This is a genomic window from Mesorhizobium sp. WSM4836, from assembly GCF_055811815.1.
This window is the reverse complement of record NZ_JBVVQF010000019.1, coordinates 48,225-66,376: the sequence shown is the minus strand read 5'-3', so window position 1 is coordinate 66,376 and position 18,152 is coordinate 48,225. Positions and strand designations below refer to the sequence as shown.

At 66.1% G+C, this 18,152-nt stretch carries 18 protein-coding genes and 1 riboswitch; of the genes, 4 read left to right on the top strand and 14 right to left on the bottom strand.

What is annotated here, in order from left to right:
- Positions 1–6: 6 nt before the first annotated feature.
- The 6 genes from AC0L2P_RS21555 to cbiE are packed head-to-tail and all read right to left on the bottom strand — an operon-like array spanning position 7 to position 5,257.
- Positions 7–768, bottom strand: a complete 762-nt coding sequence (locus tag AC0L2P_RS21555) for an adenosylcobinamide-GDP ribazoletransferase (RefSeq protein ID WP_473503809.1) — start codon at positions 766–768, stop codon at positions 7–9.
- Positions 765–2,078 carry a cobyrinate a,c-diamide synthase gene (locus tag AC0L2P_RS21550; protein ID WP_473503807.1) on the bottom strand — a complete coding sequence of 438 codons (1,314 nt, stop codon included), beginning with the start codon at positions 2,076–2,078 and terminating at the stop codon, positions 765–767. The genes AC0L2P_RS21555 and AC0L2P_RS21550 overlap by 4 nt, the downstream gene beginning before the upstream one ends.
- Entirely contained in the window at positions 2,075–2,881 is an 807-nt protein-coding gene (gene cobA, locus AC0L2P_RS21545; protein ID WP_473503805.1) for a uroporphyrinogen-III C-methyltransferase, read from the bottom strand. Before cobA ends, AC0L2P_RS21550 begins: the two co-directional genes overlap by 4 nt.
- Entirely contained in the window at positions 2,878–3,642 is a 765-nt protein-coding gene (gene cobM, locus AC0L2P_RS21540) for a precorrin-4 C(11)-methyltransferase (protein ID WP_473503804.1), read from the bottom strand. The genes cobA and cobM overlap by 4 nt, the downstream gene beginning before the upstream one ends.
- A complete protein-coding gene (locus tag AC0L2P_RS21535) occupies positions 3,639–4,019 on the bottom strand; it encodes a cobalamin biosynthesis protein (protein WP_473503802.1) in 381 nt (126 codons plus the stop codon). The genes cobM and AC0L2P_RS21535 overlap by 4 nt, the downstream gene beginning before the upstream one ends.
- Entirely contained in the window at positions 4,016–5,257 is a 1,242-nt protein-coding gene (cbiE, locus tag AC0L2P_RS21530; RefSeq protein ID WP_473503800.1) for a precorrin-6y C5,15-methyltransferase (decarboxylating) subunit CbiE, read from the bottom strand. Before cbiE ends, AC0L2P_RS21535 begins: the two co-directional genes overlap by 4 nt.
- A gap of 1 nt (position 5,258) precedes the next feature.
- Between cbiE and AC0L2P_RS21525 the strand changes: the two genes are divergently transcribed.
- Positions 5,259–6,041 (top strand): cobalt-precorrin-6A reductase, encoded by a 783-nt coding sequence (locus AC0L2P_RS21525; protein WP_473503798.1) that lies wholly within the window; start codon positions 5,259–5,261, stop codon positions 6,039–6,041.
- Here the strand turns inward: AC0L2P_RS21525 and AC0L2P_RS21520 are convergent.
- The 8 genes from AC0L2P_RS21520 to AC0L2P_RS21485 form a co-directional block, all read right to left on the bottom strand.
- Positions 6,005–6,769: a precorrin-3B C(17)-methyltransferase gene (locus tag AC0L2P_RS21520; protein WP_473503797.1), complete on the bottom strand. Its 765-nt coding sequence runs from the start codon at positions 6,767–6,769 to the stop codon at positions 6,005–6,007. The two genes, AC0L2P_RS21525 and AC0L2P_RS21520, sit on opposite strands and share 37 nt — an antisense overlap.
- On the bottom strand, positions 6,766–7,524 hold the full coding sequence (locus AC0L2P_RS21515) for a precorrin-2 C(20)-methyltransferase (RefSeq protein WP_473503795.1): 759 nt from the start codon (positions 7,522–7,524) through the stop codon (positions 6,766–6,768). Before AC0L2P_RS21515 ends, AC0L2P_RS21520 begins: the two co-directional genes overlap by 4 nt.
- Positions 7,521–8,168 carry a precorrin-8X methylmutase gene (locus AC0L2P_RS21510; protein ID WP_473503793.1) on the bottom strand — a complete coding sequence of 216 codons (648 nt, stop codon included), beginning with the start codon at positions 8,166–8,168 and terminating at the stop codon, positions 7,521–7,523. The genes AC0L2P_RS21515 and AC0L2P_RS21510 overlap by 4 nt, the downstream gene beginning before the upstream one ends.
- On the bottom strand, positions 8,165–9,634 hold the full coding sequence (gene cobG / locus AC0L2P_RS21505) for a precorrin-3B synthase (RefSeq protein ID WP_473503791.1): 1,470 nt from the start codon (positions 9,632–9,634) through the stop codon (positions 8,165–8,167). Before cobG ends, AC0L2P_RS21510 begins: the two co-directional genes overlap by 4 nt.
- The gene (locus AC0L2P_RS21500) at positions 9,631–13,302 is read right to left on the bottom strand and encodes a cobaltochelatase subunit CobN (protein WP_473503789.1); all 3,672 of its coding nucleotides are present in this window, start codon (positions 13,300–13,302) and stop codon (positions 9,631–9,633) included. The genes cobG and AC0L2P_RS21500 overlap by 4 nt, the downstream gene beginning before the upstream one ends.
- Positions 13,303–13,319: 17 nt before the next feature.
- Entirely contained in the window at positions 13,320–14,360 is a 1,041-nt protein-coding gene (gene cobW / locus AC0L2P_RS21495; protein ID WP_473503787.1) for a cobalamin biosynthesis protein CobW, read from the bottom strand.
- Entirely contained in the window at positions 14,357–14,791 is a 435-nt protein-coding gene (locus tag AC0L2P_RS21490) for a DUF1636 family protein (protein ID WP_473503785.1), read from the bottom strand. Before AC0L2P_RS21490 ends, cobW begins: the two co-directional genes overlap by 4 nt.
- 38 nt (positions 14,792–14,829) lie before the next feature.
- A riboswitch (cobalamin riboswitch) is annotated at positions 14,830–15,033 on the bottom strand.
- Between the two features lie 28 nt (positions 15,034–15,061).
- On the bottom strand, positions 15,062–16,261 hold the full coding sequence (locus AC0L2P_RS21485) for a winged helix-turn-helix domain-containing protein (protein ID WP_473503783.1): 1,200 nt from the start codon (positions 16,259–16,261) through the stop codon (positions 15,062–15,064).
- Between the two features lie 336 nt (positions 16,262–16,597).
- On the opposite strand from AC0L2P_RS21485, the gene AC0L2P_RS21480 reads away from it, so the two are divergent.
- Genes AC0L2P_RS21480 through AC0L2P_RS21470 form a run of 3 tightly spaced genes read left to right on the top strand, consistent with a single transcriptional unit; the run spans position 16,598 to position 18,146 of the window.
- Positions 16,598–16,963 (top strand): NADH-quinone oxidoreductase subunit A, encoded by a 366-nt coding sequence (locus AC0L2P_RS21480; protein WP_023720750.1) that lies wholly within the window; start codon positions 16,598–16,600, stop codon positions 16,961–16,963.
- A complete protein-coding gene (locus AC0L2P_RS21475) occupies positions 16,954–17,535 on the top strand; it encodes a NuoB/complex I 20 kDa subunit family protein (protein ID WP_473503781.1) in 582 nt (193 codons plus the stop codon). The genes AC0L2P_RS21480 and AC0L2P_RS21475 overlap by 10 nt, the downstream gene beginning before the upstream one ends.
- A 5-nt stretch (positions 17,536–17,540) precedes the next feature.
- Positions 17,541–18,146, top strand: coding sequence for an NADH-quinone oxidoreductase subunit C (locus AC0L2P_RS21470; RefSeq protein WP_473503779.1), 606 nt, complete (start codon positions 17,541–17,543; stop codon positions 18,144–18,146).
- The last annotated feature ends 6 nt before the right edge of the window (positions 18,147–18,152 follow it).

Here is an 18,152-nt window from a genome sequence, read left to right as displayed (position 1 = left end):
ACAAAGTCAGGAAAGGGAAACGGAAGCCACGAGCAGGATTGCGACCTCGCCCAGTTGCTGCAGGGCGCCGACGGTATCGCCGGTCTGGCCGCCGACCTGGTTCAGGCAAAGCGCCCGGAAGGCGGCAAACAGAAACGCAAGCAGGATGAGCACCAAGATGGCAGCGCCAACCCCAAGCGTCAGCAGTGCGATGGCACCGAGCGCGGCACCGATACCGGCAGTTTCGGCCGTGACTGTGCCTGCATCAACCGAGAGGCCGTCGCTGCGGGCCGGCGGCAGCAGGTGCATGAAGGCGCCGAGCAGGCCACGCGAGGCCGCATGCGCGGCAATGAGAGCCCAAACGACATGAGCCGGGCCAGCGAATCCAGAGAGCACGCTCCAACGGATCAGCAGCGAGATGCCGAGCGCGCAGGCGCCGTAGGCACCGATGCGGCTGTCGCGCATGATCTCGAGTTTCCTGTCGCGTGTCTTGCCGCCGCCAAAGCCGTCGGCGACATCCGAAAGCCCGTCTTCATGCAGGCAACCGGTGGCGAGCAAGATTGCGGCAAGGGTCAACGCCGCGGCAGGACCTTCGGCAAGGCCGAGCCTCGTCCCGACGGCGTAGACCAGCGCACCGGCCAGAGCGACGGCGAGACCGGCAACGGGTGCAGCCCAGATCGCGGCGGCAAGGCTGCGGCCACGAAAGTCGGCTCTCGGCAGCGGCAGCCGGGTGAAGAAGACGAGGCAAAGCGCGATATCGTCGAACAGCTGCCGTCGCAAGGCCGTCATGCGCCCCTCGCAATGGCATGGAAGAAGGTGCCGCTGACATTGCCGCGCCGGTACCCCGAGGCGCCGAGCGGATTGCCTTGTCCGTCGGCGAGGTCGGCCAGCGGCTTGTCATCGCCGGTCGCGATCATTTGCGCGTAGTGGAATTCATGGCCACGGATCAGCGTGCCTTGGCTGCCGAGCGGACACCCGGAACGCAGCCGCGCCGCGCGGTAGCCGAGATTCATCTTGCGCTTGGCGAAGCTGGTCGAATGGCCGAGCAGGCCGAGCATCCGGTGCGTCTCGCCCGATGCGTCCTCGAGCCCCTCGCCGAGCACCATGAAGCCGCCGCACTCACCATGCACCGGCCGCGTGGCGGCAAACCGTGCCATGCCGGCCCTGAAATTCGCCGCGGCCGCGAGGCGGCCGGCGTGCAGCTCGGGATAGCCGCCGGGCAGCCAGCAGACATCGCAATTGTCGCCAGGCGCGTCATCGGCGAGCGGCGAGAACGGAACGATCTCGGCGCCGGCCTTGCGCCAATGCATGGCGACATGCGGATAGAGGAAGGTGAAGGCGGCGTCCTCGGCGAGTGCAATGCGCTGGCCGGGCGGCGACAGCGCGTCGCAGAAATTGCCTGGCGCGGGCGTGAATGGCGCCGCCAGCGCCATGATGGCGTCGAGGTCGAGCGAGCGCTCGACCATGTCGGCCAGCCGGCCGAGATGCGTCATCAGATTCTCATATTCGCCGGCCTGGACGAGGCCGAGATGACGCTCGGGCAGGTTGAGCGAGGGATCGCGCAGGATGGCGCCGACGACAGGCAGGCCGAGTGCTTCGATGGCATCGCCACAAAGCCGGCGGTGGCGGTCGCTGCCCAGCCGATTGAGCACGACGCCGGCCATGCGTACATCCGGGTCATAGGTGGCAAATCCCTTGGCGACGGCCGCCGCCGTGGTCGACTGGCCGGAGACATCGAGCACCAGCAGCACCGGCAGGCCGTAGAGCCGGGCAAGGTCGGCAGCCGAGCCAGACCGTCCTGGAGCAGCCGGAATCCCGTCGAACAGGCCCATGGCGCTTTCGAGAAAGATAAAATCGGCATCTTCGGTCGCTTCGCCGGCCAGTGCGTTAAGCAGGGCGGGCGGCATTGCCCAGCTGTCGAGATTGACACCGGACAGGCCCGTGGCTGCGGTGTGGAAGCCGGGATCGATATAATCCGGGCCGGATTTGGCGCCGCGCACCTTCAGGCCACGCCGGGCAAGCGCGCGCAAAATGCCGATGGTGACGCTGGTCTTGCCCGAGCCCGAGCGCGGCGCGCCGATGATGATGGCGCGGGTCATGGCTCACCCGCCAGTGCCGCGCGCATCCCGACGATGCCGCCGACGACGATCAGCGCCGGCGAGGTCAGACCGGCTGCGGCCGTTTCCTCGGCAATTGTGGCGAGCGTGGCGACGACGATACGCTCCTGCGGCGTCGTTGCGGCAACGATGACCGCGGCGGGCGTCGAAGATGGCAGGCCGCCCTCGAGCAGCGAAGCGGCGATCAGCGGCAGGTTGGCCATACCCATATAGGTGACCACCGGCTGGCCGGTGCGGGCGATTGCCGCCCAGTCGAGATCGTCATCCGTGCCGGCGGCATGGCCGGTCGCCAGGATCAGCGCCTTGTTGATGCCGCGCATGGTGCCGGGAATGCCGGTCGCGGCCAGCGCGCTGAGACCGGACGTTAGGCCGGGCAAGGTGCGGAACGGGATGTTTTCCCTGGTTAACGCCAGCGCCTCTTCGCCGCCACGCCCGAAAATATAGGGATCGCCGCCCTTCAGTCTGACGACACGCCGGCCCGCGCGCGCCAGCCGGACCAGCAAAGCGGTGATGTCGTCCTGCTTCATCGAGGGCTTGCCGCCGCGCTTGCCGGCATAGAACAGTTGCGCGCCCTCGGCGACAGCGACGACTTCCGGCGAGACCAGCGCGTCGTAAACCAGCGCATCGCATTGTCCGAGGGCTGCCAGCACTTCCAGCGTCAGGCAGCCGGGATCGCCAGGGCCGGCGCCGGCCAGCCAGACATGCCCTGGTTCAAGCTGGCGCGGCTTGAATTTCAGCCGGGTGAGCGCCTGCTCGACCGTAGTGTTTCTATTGCTGCCGCTCACAATCCGTCCCGCCCGCGAAAGCGCCGCTGGTAGTGCGCGTGGTACAGTGAACTTTCGCCAAAGCCCTCCGCTGCCAGTGAGCGGCCGACGAAGATGATTGCCGTGCGTTCCATCGGATCGGCGGCCAGTTGCGCCTCCATGGTAGCCAGCGTGCCAGTCAGCACGCGCTCGTCCGGCCAGGAGGCGCGGAAGACGACGGCGACCGGGCAGTCGGCGCCATAGAAAGGCGTCAGCTCGGCGACGACCCGGCCGATGGCATGGATGGCGAGGTGGATGGCGAGCGTGGCGCCGGTGCGGCCGAACCCGGCAAGGGTTTCGCCGGGCGGCATTTTCGAGGCGCGGCCGGAGATGCGGGTCAGCACCAGGCTTTGCGCGACTTCGGGAATGGTCAGCTCGCGGCGTAGTGCGGCGGCCGCGGCGGCAAAAGACGGCACGCCCGGCGTCAGCGTGTAAGGGATGCCGTGCTTTTCCAGCCGGCGGATCTGTTCGGCAACGGCGCTCCACACCGAGAGATCGCCTGAGTGCAGGCGGGCGACATCGTGCCCGGCTTGGTGGGCGACCAGATACTCGGCCTCGATCTCGTCGAGCGACATCGGCGCGGTGTCGATCAATTTGGTGCCGGGCGCGCAGTGCTGCAACAGATCGGGCGCGACGATCGATCCCGCATAGAGGCAGACGGGACTAGTGCCGAGCAGGCGGCTGCCGCGCAAGGTGATCAGGTCGGCAGCACCCGGGCCGGCGCCGATGAAATGGACGGTCATGCCGCATCTCCGCTGATGGCGATGGCGCAGGTGACAGGACCGAGCACGGTGCGCGGCCCGAGCAGTTTTGCGCCTTTGCCGGCGGCGGCAAGCGCCGAGGCTTCGGAAACCGACGGCGTGCCGGCATGCTCCTGCGATAGGCCGGAACGGCTGGTCGTAGATGCGGCTTTGAGTTCGTCCTGCCCGACGACAATTACCGGAAGGCGGAGTTCGCGTCCGGCGGCGAAGATTGCCGCTTCATCCTGCTTGAGAGACGCGGTTGCGAGGGCTGAAAGCGCGGGCAGGGCAAGCCCGTGTGCCTCCAGTGCGGTTTCTACCGCGGCAAGCACGTCGCGTAGGCTGACGCCTTTGCGGCTGCCGATGCCCGCGACCATCATGGCTTCACCCAGCTCCATTGGGTGACCGGCATGGCCGGCCGCCACGCCTGCATCGAACCGACCGGCGAAGCACGGCATACAGCGATGCGGGTGATCTCGCCGCCAAGCGCAGTCTGACGGGAAAGCAGCAGCGCCTCCATCTCCAGCGTCACGGCGTTGGCGACGAGGCGGCCGCCGGCAGACAAGGCCTCGAGGGCTCCTTCCAGCACGCCGGCATCGCTGCCGCCGCCGCCGATGAAGATAGCCGCGGGCGTCTCCAGCCTGGCAAGCGCTTGCGGTGCCGAACCTTCGACGACGGTGAGACCGGGAACGCCGCAGGCCGCGGCGTTGCGCCGGATGCGGGCGGCGCGGGCCGGATCGGCCTCAACGGCAATGGCGCGCATGGAGGGATGCGCCAGCATCCATTCGATGCCGATGGAGCCCGATCCGGCGCCGATATCCCACAGCAGTTCGCCGCGCCTTGGCGCGAGAGCGGACAGGGTGACGGCGCGCACTTCGCGCTTGGTGATCTGGCCGTCATGCTCGAACAAATGTTCGGCAAGTCCCGCTATCAGCGGCAGGATGCGCGCTTGCGGAATCGATTCAACTTCGACCGCCAGCACGTTGAGCGGATTGATGTTTGCGAGGCCGAAGGTGCCGGCGCTCGCCGAGCGCAGCCTTTCGTTCGGGCCCCCGAGCGCCTCCAGGACCGTCAGCCGCGACGCCCCGAAGCCGAGCTCCGTCAGCAGACCGGCAATCGCCGCCGGTGCATCGCTGTCCGAGGTCAGCGCGAGAATGCGGGTGCAAGGATGCAGCAACGGCCGGATCAGGTCGAGCGAGCGGCCATGCAGCGAAATGGTCTCGATATCCTGCAGCGGCCAGCCCAGGCGTGAGGCGGCCAGCGAGATAGCCGAGGGCGCCGGGATCACCCGCATATCCTCCGCCGCGACCTTGCGGGCGAGGGTGACACCGACACCGTGGTAGAACGGGTCACCCGAGGCCAGCACGCAGACGCGTCTGCCGGAGAGCGCCAACACGTCGCGCATCTCGGCATCGAAAGGCGTCGGCCAGGCGCGCGCTTCACCTTTGGCGAGCGACGCGGCGAGGGCAAGGTGCCGCTTGCCGCCGAAGACGAATTCGGCCTCCGCGATCAACCGCTTGGCCTCGTCGCCGAGACCCGCTACACCGTCCTCGCCGATGCCGATGATCGTGAGCCACTTTGAGGTGAGCTTGGCGCCGCGCGGACCTTCAGCAGGCATGATGACCTACCGCATTCTGATCCTCGGCGGAACCACCGAAGCCCGGCAACTGGCCGGAAAGCTGGCCGCGCGCGCGGACATTTCGGTCATGCTGTCGCTGGCCGGCCGCACTGAGAGCCCGGTTGCGCAGGGGGTGCCGGTGCGGGTCGGCGGCTTCGGCGGTGCCGGCGGGCTGGCGGCGTATCTCCGCCAAAGCCAGATCGACCTGCTGATCGACGCCACACACCCCTACGCGGCGCAAATCTCCGCCAATGCGGCGGAAGCGGCGCGCATGACCGGCGTGTCTATCGTTGCGCTCAGGCGTCCCGAATGGGAGGCGGTCGACGGTGATCGCTGGATGTTGGTCGACGCCGTTGCCGGCGCGGTCAAGGCGTTGGGATCGGTGCCGCGCCGCGTGTTCCTGGCGCTCGGACGGCAGGAGGTCGCTGCCTTCGAGGCCGCTCCCCAGCATCATTATCTCATCCGTAGCGTCGACCCGGTCGAGCCCAGGCTCGCTGTGCCCGACGCGACCTATCTCTTGGCGCGCGGGCCGTTTCATGAGGCCGATGAGCGCACGCTGCTCAAAAGCCGTGGCATCGATGTCGTTGTTTCCAAAAACAGCGGCGGCGAGGCGACCTACGGCAAGATTGCGGCGGCGCGAGCGCTGGGAATCGAGGTTGTGATGATCCGCAGGCCGGCGCTGCCGGACGTGACGTCGGTCGAGACCGTCGAAGCACTTGCCGCTGTGCTCGATCATTTTCTGGTCGGTCATGCTCTTGGACCCGCTGCCGACCGCGGCGTGTAGACCAGCGCTGGTTTTTCGCCGCGTTTGATGATCCTGGTTTCCGGCGAGCCGATGATGATGCAGGTCGCCATGTCGGCCTTGGCGGCATCGGCGTCGGCCAGCAGACAAACCTCGATGCGCTCGTCTGGACGGCCGGCGGCGCGGCCAAAGATCACCGGCGTGGTGCCGGGCAGGATCGCCGTCAGGCATTCGAAGGCGCGGCCAAGCTGCCAGGGGCGTGCCTTGCTGATCGGATTGTAGAGCGCGATGACGAAGCCGGCGCCCGCCGCGGCAAGCAGGCGCAGCTCGATCAGGTCCCACGGCTTCAGATTGTCGGACAGCGAGATGGCGCAGAAATCATGGCCGAGCGGCGCGCCCATGCGGGCGGCGACGGCGAGCATAGCGGTGATGCCAGGCACGATAGCGATGTCGACCGCGCGCCATTCGGGCGGGCCAGCCTCGATCGCCTCGCAGACGGCCGCCGCCATGGCGAAGACGCCGGGATCGCCGCCGGATACGACGGCGACATCGTGGCCTTCCGCAGCCTTCAGCAGCGCGTCCCTGGAGCGCGCGAGTTCCTCGCGATTGTCGGAAGCGACGCGAATCTGGTCGGGGCGCAGGTCGAGCCGGTCAAGATAAGGCTTGTAGCCGTAGAAGAATTTTGCCTCGGCAAGGGCGCGGCTTGCTTCCGGCGTCACCTGGTCGGCGTTGCCGGGCCCGAGGCCGATGACGGTCAAGCGGCCACTCATGCTTCGGCTTTCAATGCGCCTGGCCGGCCCGACCAGCCGGCCACCAGCACGATGGCGAAATAAGGCGCCTGGTCGTCCCTTTTGTCGGCCAGCCGCATCGAGACGCCGCCCGGCATGGTGCCGCGCTCGACATAGATGGCCCGCGCCAGCTTGTCGGTTGCCCCCAGCGCACGCCTGATCTTGGGCAGGTTGCGGCCGACCTTCATGATCACCGCAGCGTCGGTGTCGGCGAGGCGACGCGTCAGCTCGAATTCGCTCATCGTGCCCGGCAATACGGTCAGCACGTCGTCGCCCTGGACGATCGACAGGCCGGTCGCCGACCAGCAGCCGGACATCGCAGTGACGCCGGGAATGACTTCGGTCGGAAAGCGGTGCGCCAGCCGGACATGAAGATGCATGTAGGAGCCGTAGAACAGCGGATCGCCTTCCGAAAGCACCGCCACCATCCTGCCGGCGCTTAGGTGCGCGGCGACCTTTTCGGCCGACTCTTCGTAGAAATCCGACATCTGTGACCGGTAATCGCTGTGATCCTTGTCGATTTCGGTCGTCACCGGATAGAGCAGCGGCAGTTCAATCAAATCGGGGCGAAAATGCGCGCCGACGATGGCCCGCGCATTGCTGTTGTTGCCGCGCTTGGCGAAATGCGCAACGACATCGGCCTCGGCGAGCGCGCGCACCGCCTTCAGGGTCAAAAGTTCCGGGTCGCCGGGACCGGTGCCGACGCCGACCAGCCGACCTTTTGCGATCGCATTCATAGGCCCGGCCTCGCCAATGCATTGAGGACGGCGGCGGTCATGGCGCTGCCGCCCAATCTGCCGCGCACGATGGCGTAAGGCACGCCATAGGAATTTTCGGCCAGCGCATCCTTCGATTCGGCGGCACCGACAAACCCGACCGGCATGCCGATGATCGCCGCCGGCTTCGGCGCGCCGTCGCGCAGCTTTTCCAGCAGATAAAACAGGGCGGTCGGCGCATTGCCGATGGCGACGACCGAACCGGCCATGCGCTCGCCCCACAGGTCGATGGCGGCGGCCGAGCGGGTGTTGCCGATCTTTTTCGCGATATCGGCAGTCCGCGGATCGCGCAGCGTGCAGATCACCTCGTTGCCGGCCGGAAGCCGGGCGCGCGTAACGCCATGCGAGACCATCTGCGCGTCGCAGAAGATCGGCGCGCCGGCGCCCAGCGCCGTGCGCGCAGCGGCAATGAAATCGCGCGAGAAAACGAAATGCCGCGCAGCCTCGACCTGGCCGCATGCATGGATCATACGGACAGCGACGTCGGCCTCGGCTTCGGAAAAGCGCGACAGGTCGGCCTCGGCGCGGATAATGGCGAAGGAGCGCTCGTAGATCGCCGTGCCATCACGGATATAGTCGTAGGCGTTCTGGGCGGGCATGCTCATTCCTGTCGATAGATTTCGGTAATGCCGGCCGCGCCGAGTCTCGCCAAGCAGGCGGCAGCGGTTTCGCCGGGATGTCGTGCGCTGCGGATCGCCGCTGCAACGCGGCAGATGCCGTGCGCAGCGTCGTAGCCCGGCCTGTATCCGGCGGGCAATGCCTTTGCCGTCCCGTCCACGACAAGTCCGGCTCCGTTTTCGCCACCGACGAGGGTCAGCGCCGCCGGACCGGGATAGGCGCAGCCCTTGGCACAGCCGGAGATGTGCAGCGTCAAGGAAGAATCGAAGATGTCGCGGTTTTCCACGGCGATGGTCTCGGCGATTTCGCGCGTCGCTATGCGACCGGAGGCACAGGCGGGAGCACCCGGGCAAGCGGCGATCCTGGTGCGCGCGTCGGCTGCGTCGGTGACAAAGCCGAAGGCTGCGGCGGCTTGGTGGAGGGATCTGCACGCCGTTGGTGGTAGGCCAAGGAGAAGCAGCGCGCGACCCGGCGCCAGGCGGATTTCGGTGACGCCGAGGGTGAGGGCGTGTTGCGTGAGCTCGATGAGTTTTTGCGATGGCATGCTGCCGAAGGGGAGGCCGATGCCGAGGGCGGTGCCGGCCGCGGCCAAGTCGAAAGCTCCGATAGGCTGGCATTCCTTCGCGCCCCCCTCTGTCCTGCCGGACATCTCCCCCACTTGGGGGGAGATCGGCAGTTTCGCCGCCGGCTCTCCCTTTTCAACGTCGGAGATTGGCGAAGGCGGTGACGAGAGCGCAATCTCCCCCCTTGTGGGGGAGATGTCCGGCAGGACAGAGGGGGGCGCCACAGAATGCCAGCTTGCGAGAGATGCTAATTGTCTCTCCGTCAAATCCCTTGCATGCGTTTCGCGGCCTCTTTCGGCAACCATCCTTAGTACCGCAACGGCGATATCACTGACCGCATCTTCCTCGGCCACCGCCAGCGGCGTCGCAGTCTGCGCATCTCGGGCGACGGACACTGCCCATCGAGTTCCCTCGTGCGTCCGCATAGCGATCAGCCTGACATCGGCCGTCACCGTTCCCATGCCCAACTGTCCGCCGCCATCAACGATCACCGAAACCTTCGGCCCGAGCCGTTGTGCCAGCCCGGCGTCCTCAATTGCCGCCCGAATCCGCTCGGCTACCGGGCGGGGGTCGGCTATCTCCTCCGGGTCGAGCCCGGCCAGTGGGCCGGTCTCGACCGGCACGCCGGTGCGAACGGCAATACCCAGCACATCGACCTCCATCGCCAGCAGCCGGGCGCTTGCCGGCGTCAGGCCGCGGATCTGCAGGCTGCCGCGGGCGGTCACTTCCATGATGCCGTTGCCGTGGCGCGAGGCGGATTCGCAGAGCCCAATCAACGACTTCAGCAACAGTCCTCCGGCGACCGGATTGAGCCGCACCAGCAGCCCATCGCCGGTTTGCATCGGCGCCGACAAAGCGGGGCAGGCGCCACGGCGCGAAGAGGCGTTCATGCCGTCACCCCCAGCGCCTGGGCTTCGGCAATCAGTGCGACGAGATCGTCGTCGATGGAATTGCGCAGCGGGTGCCAGAGACCGCGCCGCCGTGCCGACAGCAAACGCTCGGCAATAACTTTCGCGGCCGACGGGTTCTCGCGCAGGATGAAGGCGCGGACAACGGGGTCGCCGAGATAGGCGTCGTGCACGGCCTCGATCAGCGTGCCAGATATGGCATGGGTAGTCTCGGCGAAGCCGACCAGCCGATCAACTGTCTCGGCGAATTCCGATGCACCGCGCGGCCCGTGGCGCATCTGGCCGGCGATGAAGCGCGGGTTGACCGCGCGGGCGCGAACTACCCGGGATACGGCCTCACCAACCGAGCGTGCCTTCGGCTTTTGCGGGTCCGTGGTGTCGAGCACGATGACATCGGCGTTCTTGCCGAGCGCCGCAAGCGCTGCCGAAAAGCCGCCGATAAAGGCGACGTCGGCCGAGCCTTCGAGGACGTCGCGACCGGGATCGTCTCCGGTATGGACGAAAAGGTCGGCGTCGGCGATACGATCCTCGAACGCGCCGGGCACTGAGACACCTTCGGCCGCGGCGCCGCCATAGGCGTGCGAGGTGGCGGCGATATAGGCGCGGCCGATTTCTTCGCGCACGGCCCAGTCGCCGCTCGACAACAGGTCCTCGATGCCAGCACCGTAAGTGCCGGGCGAGGTACCGAATATGCGCGGACTGATCTTTCCGTCTGCACGCGTGCTGGCCGCGAGCGGGTTTTCCGAAGCGTCCTCGTCGCGGGTCGACACCGCGATGGCGGCGGCATCGATCAGCGCGATCTGGGTCGGGAACATGTCGCGGAACAGGCCCGATATGCGCCAGGTGACGTCGACGCGCGGGCGGCCGAGCGTTGCCGGCGGCAGCACCTCGATGCCGGTGATGCGGCCGGTGGCGGAATCCCATTGCGGCCGGCAGCCCATCAGCGCCAGGCCTTGCGCGATCTCCTCGCCGCCGGTACGCAGCGAGGCCGAGCCCCATAGGTCGATGACCAGCGAGCACGGCCAGTCGCCATGCGATTGCATGTAGCTGCGCAAGACCTCGTCGGCGGCCGCCCTGCCGAGATCGAAGGATGTCGGCGTCGGCATGGCGCGCGGGTCGGCAGTGAACAAATTGCGGCCGGTCGGCAGCACATCGCGCCGGCCACGTGCCGGCGCACCGGCCGGACCGGCAGCGACGTGGCGGCCGTCGAGGGCGGCAAGCAGTGCTGCTTTCTCGGCCGCGGCACTTTGCTGGCGCAGCGGATCGGCCTCGCCCTCGGGCGAGCGACCGTAGATATGCAGGCCGTCCTTGATGGCGAAATCCTTGAGATCGCAGAGCCAGGCGTCGATGCGGCGCAAAGCCTCGTCGGCTGCGTCGGTCCTGGCGACGCCCGCCTCTGAGGCAAGGCCGGTCTTTTCCGCCGTCTCGACGATCAGCTTCGCCAGGCGGTCGCGGCGGCGGCGGTCGAGCCCGTCCGCCTGGGCATATTCGTCGACCAGCCGCTCAAGCCTGTGCTGGTTTTCGTCCAGCCCGGCGCCGGTCAGCGGCGGCGGCAAATGGCCGAGCGTGACGGCGGCAATGCGCCGCTTGGCCTGCGCTGCCTCGCCGGGGTTGGAGACGATGAACGGATAAATGACGGGCAGGGGGCCGGTGACGATTTCGGGAAAGCAGTTTTCGCTGAGCGCAACGGTTTTGCCGGGCAGCCATTCCAGCGTGCCGTGGGCGCCGACATGGACAATTGCATGGATGCCGAGCGACTTGCGCAGCCAGAGGCCAAAGGCGACCAGCGCATGGCGCGGCGGCAATGTCGGGTCGTGATAATCGGCGCGGCGGTCGGCTGAGCGCCCGCGATCGGGGGCCAGCGCCACGGTGACGTTGCCGAAGGTGGCTGCGCGGAAGGGGAATTGCCTGTTGTGTACTGGATTTGAAGGTTGGCGTTCTGTCGCGCCCCCCTCTGTCCTGCCGGACATCTCCCCCATTTGGGGGGAGATTGCGCCCTCATCTCTGCTTTCGCCAATCTCCAACGCTGTAGGAAGAGAGCCGGCAACGGAGCCGCCAATCTCCCCCCAAATGGGGGAGATGTCCGGCAGGACAGAGGGGGGCGCCTCGCATAAACCTGTTTCGTCTTCCGCCTTTCCCCAGGCCGCCGTCACGGCAGCTATCGCTTCAGCAGGCAATTGCGTCGAAAGGTCGAGATAATCCTCCAATCTCAACCCTTCAGCTCCACGCTCCAGCACCTCCAGCAATTCGCGCGGCGTTTGCGGAATCCGTTCAACGGCGTAGCCCTGTTCGCTCAGGTCGTGCAGCATCGCCAGCACGCTGGACGGTACGTCAAGGCCGACGGCGTAGCCGGTGCGACCGGGGGCACTCGGATAGTCGGGGATCAGGATGGCGAGCTTGCGCTCCGCGCGCGGCGTTCGCTGCAGGCGCACGAAGGCCTCGATACGGTTCGCCACTTGCACCACGCGGTCCGGCTCTGGGCGGTTGACGAAGGCGCGGAAGGCCAATGCGGGATCGGTCTCGCTTTCGTCCTTGAAGGAAATGGCGCCGGCCAGGATCCGGCCGTCGAGCTCGGGCAGGACGACATGCATGGCAAGGTCGGCGGGCGCCAGGCCGCGCTGGTTGCTTTGCCAGATGTCGCGGCGGGTGGTTGCGACGATGACCTGGAACACCGGTACGCCGGCGCGGTCGAACAGGGTTTCGACGCCGGGCTCGGCACCCGAGGCGAAAGCCGTCGCAGTGATGATGGCGGCGGGATTTAGCGCGGCAAGCGCGGTCTCGACAAAGGCGAGCGAGGCCAGGTCCTTGAGGCTGGAAACGAAGATGGGCACGGGAGCCATGCCGCGTGCGCTCAGCGCTTCGAAAAGCGCGTCGATTGGCGCGACATCGGCGGCGAGCAGCATCGAGCGGTAGAAGAGAATTGGCACGACGTCCCCCTCGCCCTCGAGGCGAGGGTGGCCCGAAGGGCCGGGTGGGGTCGTTGCGGCAGTGCTCGACGTTTTATGTTGGCGCGCTTCAAAGTGTTGGCGCGCTTCGGAGAGGACCCCACCCCCGGCTTGCGGCCGGACCCTCCCCTCGAGGGGGAGGGGGACGACACCGCGTCCCGGCTCATAAAATCCCGCCTTTGGCACGCTGACAGGTTCAGCGACCGCCGCACCCGATCCAGCGAGACTTGCCAGTCTCCGCACCAGCGCCGTCATATTTGCTGGCCCGCCCTCGCGGAAATAGCCAAGCAGGCCGTCCAACTCCTCGCGCGACAGCGTCGAGGCTTCGATCAGCCGCAAATCCTCGTCGTGGCTCTCGCCCGGCAGCAGCGCCAGCTTGATGCCGCGATTTCGCGCGATAACGGCGAGCTGGTCGCAGCCATAGCGCCACCACTCATAGCCGCCGAGGATGCGGACAAGAATGAGCTTGGCGTGGCGGGCGACGCTGTCGATCCAGAGGTCGACAGACATCGGATGGCGCAGGTCGCGCAAGGCGGCGAGCCGCATCGACGGCAGGCGGTCCGCATCCATCCTCCACGCCGCCGCCAGCCCGGCCAGGTCGCTGTCGGTGAAGGACAGCGCCACGACATCCGCAGGCGTTTGCCCGAGATCCACAGGCTCGGCGAGATCGTCGAGCGAGGCGGACGTCGTGGTGAGGATGTGCATCGCGGCTCTGCCTGGAGTCAACCAGCGAGGATTCGCTCGATCGCCGGGCGGTTCAGCCCTTTCAAGCCGATGACGACGAGGCGCGAGCGGCGGTCGTCTTCAGCGGTCCAGGCGCGGTCGTAGTAGTGATTGACGCGCGGACCGACGGCCTGCAGCAGGAGCCGCATCGGCTTGCCGCCGACTTCGACGAAACCCTTGACGCGCAACACGTTTTCTTCCTCCGCCGCCGTGGCGACGCGTTGTGCCAGCTCGTCCGGATTGGAGACAGACGCGATGTCGATGACGAAACTATCGAAGTCGTCATGCTCGTGGTCTAGCTCGTCGTCGTGGTGGGTCTTGCGGTTCTCGATGTCGTCCTCGACAGCAAGGCCGAGACCGAGCAGCACCGACAGGTCGACCTTGCCTTGCGAGGTCGGCACGATCTTCACCGCGCGCGCAACATGCTTGCCGATGACGGCATTGGCGCGGGCCGAGCCGGCGGCGTCCAGCAGGTCGCTCTTCGACAGGATGATCAGGTCGGCGCAAGCGAGCTGGTCTTCGAACACTTCCTCGACCGGATCGTCGTGGTCGAGCGTCTCGTCCTGCGCGCGCTGCGTCTGCAGGGCATCCATGTCGTTGGCGACGCGGCCATCAGCCAGCGCCGGTCCGTCAACCACGGCGATGACGCCGTCGACCGTGACGCGGCTTTTCACCGACGGCCACTGGAAGGCCTGGACCAGCGGCTTGGGCAGGGCCAGCCCGGACGTCTCGATCAGGATGTGGTCGACCCTCGGCGTCAGCGACAGGATCTGGTCGAGCGCCGGAACGAAATCGTCGGCGACGGTGCAGCAGATGCAGCCATTGGCCAGCTCGACGATGTTTTCCTTGGGGCAGGTGTCGATGCCGCAGCCCTTCAGTATCTCGCCGTCGATGCCGATGTCGCCGAACTCGTTGACGATGATGGCCAGCCGCTTGCCTTTGGCGTTTTCGAGCAAATGGCGGATCAGCGTCGTCTTGCCGGCGCCGAGAAAGCCGGTGACGACGGTGCAAGGAACGCGCGACAGGGAGGCAGCGATCATATCAGGTCCTTAAAAAGGTCGAGGGGAGGGATACGGGCAACGAGGCCGCGCTTCAGGCAATCGGGACGGCCGCGCCATGGAATGAGCCCGTCCGTCGAGGTGGCGAACAGCTTTGCGCCGGTCACGAGATCAGCGCCGCTGGTCGCGGTCAGGTCGCCGAAGACATAACTCCAGCAGCCGTCGCGCAGCATGGCGGCGCTGAGCCGGCGCTTGCAATTGCCGAGGCATTCGACGGTGCGGATGTTGATGTTTTCGCCGGCAGCGGCGCGGCGCGTGTCCTGGGCGAGCAGTTCGCCGGCGCGCGGACGAGCGTCAGAACCGGTCTCGTCACGGCAGGACGAGCAGACGATGACGGTGACCCCGGCCGGGGAATCACCATGGCCGGGCAATAAATCCGCTGTCTCAGCCGAAAAACTGCTGTCGCGTTCCAATTCAGGCTCCTTGCCCGGAAAACCCGCCAGGCGATCGGATTCTTATGTCCTAGACGGCAGGTCTCCTGGCTCGCGGGTCATCGCCTGGGTGCCGCCTTCCCGGGAATATCCCAGTGGTTTTCGGCCTTGGCTCGTCGCTTACAGTTGCGGGGACAGCCGCGGATTTGAAATCGAGATTTCGCACCGCATTCCCTCTTGGCCCTTGCCGTTGCGGGCAGGGGACCGTCTGGAAGGATTTAGGCTTGTGGAGGCAGTCGTGTCAACGCACGTCTATGACGCGACTATATCTGCGAGCGGCTGGCCGAGATCGCCGGCGGCGGTCACCTCGATGCGCTCGAGCCCGAGCCAGCCCTGCATCTGCTTCAATTCCTCGAAGAGTTCGGCTGCGGTTTGTGGCGGGGCGCCGGGCTCCGCATAGGCGGCATGGACGCGCAATACGCCGGCCGGACGGTCGGCCCTGAGGTCGACGCGCCCGACGATGCTGTCGCCGAGCAAGAACGGCAGCACATAATAGCCGTACCGGCGCTTTTCTGCCGGCGTGTAGATCTCGATGCGGTAGTGGAAGTCGAACAGCCGTTCGGTGCGCGACCGCTCGAAGACGACGGGATCGAACGGCGCGAGCAAGGCGCGCGCCTCGATCTTTCGCGGGAAACGGGCGTCCTTGTGGAGATAGGCTGTTTTGCTCCAGCCTTCGACGCTCACCGGCAACAGCTCGCCAGCCTCGACCAACTCCTCTATGCGGCCCTTGATGTCGGCGGGCGAGAGGCGGAAATAATCGCGCAGGTCGCCTGCCGTGGCGACGCCATGGGCGCGGGCGGAGATGCGCAGCAATTCGCGGTGAGCGGCCTCGGGAGCGGGCGTTGGCAGATTTAGTATTGTTGGCGGCAGCACGCGCTCAGGCAGATCGTAGAACCGCTCGAAGCCGCGGCGATGCGCGGTGGTGATGCGGCCGGCCCAGAACAGCCATTCGAAAGCATGTTTGGCATGGCTCCAGCCCCACCAGCCGCCCGAACCCTTCTGGCCTTCGAAAGCCGACGCCGCGATCGGGCCTCGTTCGGCGACCTCGCGATAGATGTCTTCGATATAGGCGGCGTGCTCGCGGCCCCATTTGGCCAGTCCGCTGTACATTTCGTCGCCGCGCTCGGCCCGCTGCATGCGCCAGCGCATCAGCGGATAGGTTTCGACCGGCAGGAACGAGGCTTCGTGGGCCCAATATTCGAAGACCATACGCTTGCGCGTTACCGCGGCGTCGTCGAGCAGCGCCAGCTTGTAGGGGCCAAGCCGCGAATAGAGCGGCATATAGTGGGCGCGCACCACGGCGCTGACGGAATCGATCTGCAGCAGGCCGGTACGGCCAAGCACCCGAGCCAGATGCCGGCGGTCGGGCGTACCGGTGGGGCGAGGGTCATTGAATCCCTGTGCCGCGAGCGCAACGCGACGGGCCATGGCAAGCGAGATTTTTTCCTTCATGAGGGCGGCATCCGGACGATGTTAGACAGAGAAAATGACCTGCGATTCCGCGCCATGCTAACAGGGTTTTGGCGGCATCCATGTCAGGAGAGAAAAGTGGAGTAAAAGATGAAGGAAATCAAACAGGAGCGGATCAGACCAGTTTTCCCGGATATGCCGCCCAGCACCGCGATTTGAACAAGGTTTGACTTGCTTCGCCGAAAGCGCTGCGCTAACCCTCGCCGCGTTGCAGCATAGAGCCCCCTTCAAACGGTTCAGTGGTTAAACTGTCACGCTTCCGCAAGTGGGTCCGGTGCTGTAATCAGAGTGGATTGGCCGCCAACGGAAAGCCGCAGCATGAACGCACTTTTAGGTTCGTACCTGCCCATCGTCCTGTTCATCGGCGTGGCGCTGGTCGTCGGCCTGGCGCTACTTGCCGCACCCTTCCTGGTCGCCTACCGCAACCCCGATCCGGAAAAGCTTTCGGCCTATGAGTGCGGCTTCAACTCGTTCGACGACGCCCGCATGAAGTTCGACATCCGCTTCTACCTGGTGTCGATCCTGTTCATCATATTCGACCTGGAGGTGGCCTTCCTGTTTCCATGGGCAGTGTCGTTCAGCCAGATCGGCATGCTCGGTTTCTGGTCGATGATGGTGTTTTTGGCGGTGCTGACCATCGGCTTTGCCTATGAATGGAAAAAAGGAGCGCTGGAATGGGATTGAACGACAGTTCCGGCACGCTCGTCGCGCCGAAGCCCAAGGGCCTCATCGACCCCAACACCGGCAGGCCGATGGGGGATGATGATCCGTTCTTCCTGGAGATCAACAACGAACTCGCCGACAAGGGTTTCCTCGTCACCTCGACGGAGGCGCTGATCACCTGGGCACGCAGCGGCTCGCTGATGTTTATGACCTTCGGTCTCGCCTGCTGCGCCGTCGAGATGATCCACACCTCGATGCCGCGCTACGACAGCGAGCGTTTCGGTGTCGCGCCCCGCGCGTCTCCGCGCCAGTCTGACATCATGATCGTCGCCGGCACGCTGACCAACAAGATGGCGCCGGCGCTGCGCAAGGTCTACGACCAGATGCCGGAGCCGCGCTACGTCATCTCGATGGGCTCCTGCGCCAATGGCGGCGGCTATTATCATTATTCCTATTCGGTGGTGCGCGGCTGCGACCGTATCGTGCCGGTCGACATCTACGTGCCCGGCTGTCCGCCGAGCGCCGAAGCGCTGCTCTACGGCATCCTTCTGCTGCAGAAGAAGATCCGCCGCACCGGCACGATCGAACGGTGAGCGGCATGACCCAGGCGTTGAATGACCTCTCGGCCTATCTCGGCGAGAAGCTGACCGGCCGGATCGGCGAGGCGGTGCTCGCTTATGGCGAACTCACTATCTCGGTCGAGCCGCGCGACCTGATCGAGGTGGTGACCTTCCTGCGCGACGACCCGAAATGCCAGTTCATTTCGATCATCGACGTTTGCGGCGCCGATTATCCGTCGCGCGCAAAGCGCTTCGACGTCATCTATCATTTACTGTCGCCGAGGCAGAATATCCGCGTCCGCATCAAGGTCCAGGCCGACGAAGAGACGCTGGTGCCGTCGATCACGGGCATTTATCCCGGCGCCGACTGGTTCGAGCGCGAGACCTACGACCTCTATGGCGTGCTGTTTTCGGGCCATCCCGATCTGCGGCGGATCCTGACCGACTACGGCTTCGAGGGCCATCCGCTGCGCAAGGATTTTCCGCTGACCGGCTTCGTCGAGGTGCGCTACGACGACGAAGCCAAGCGCGTCATCTACGAGCCGGTCGAGCTCAAGCAGGAATTCCGCAATTTCGATTTTCTCAGCCCTTGGGAGGGGACGGATTACGTTCTTCCAGGCGACGAAAAAGCCAAGACGAATTGAGACGCC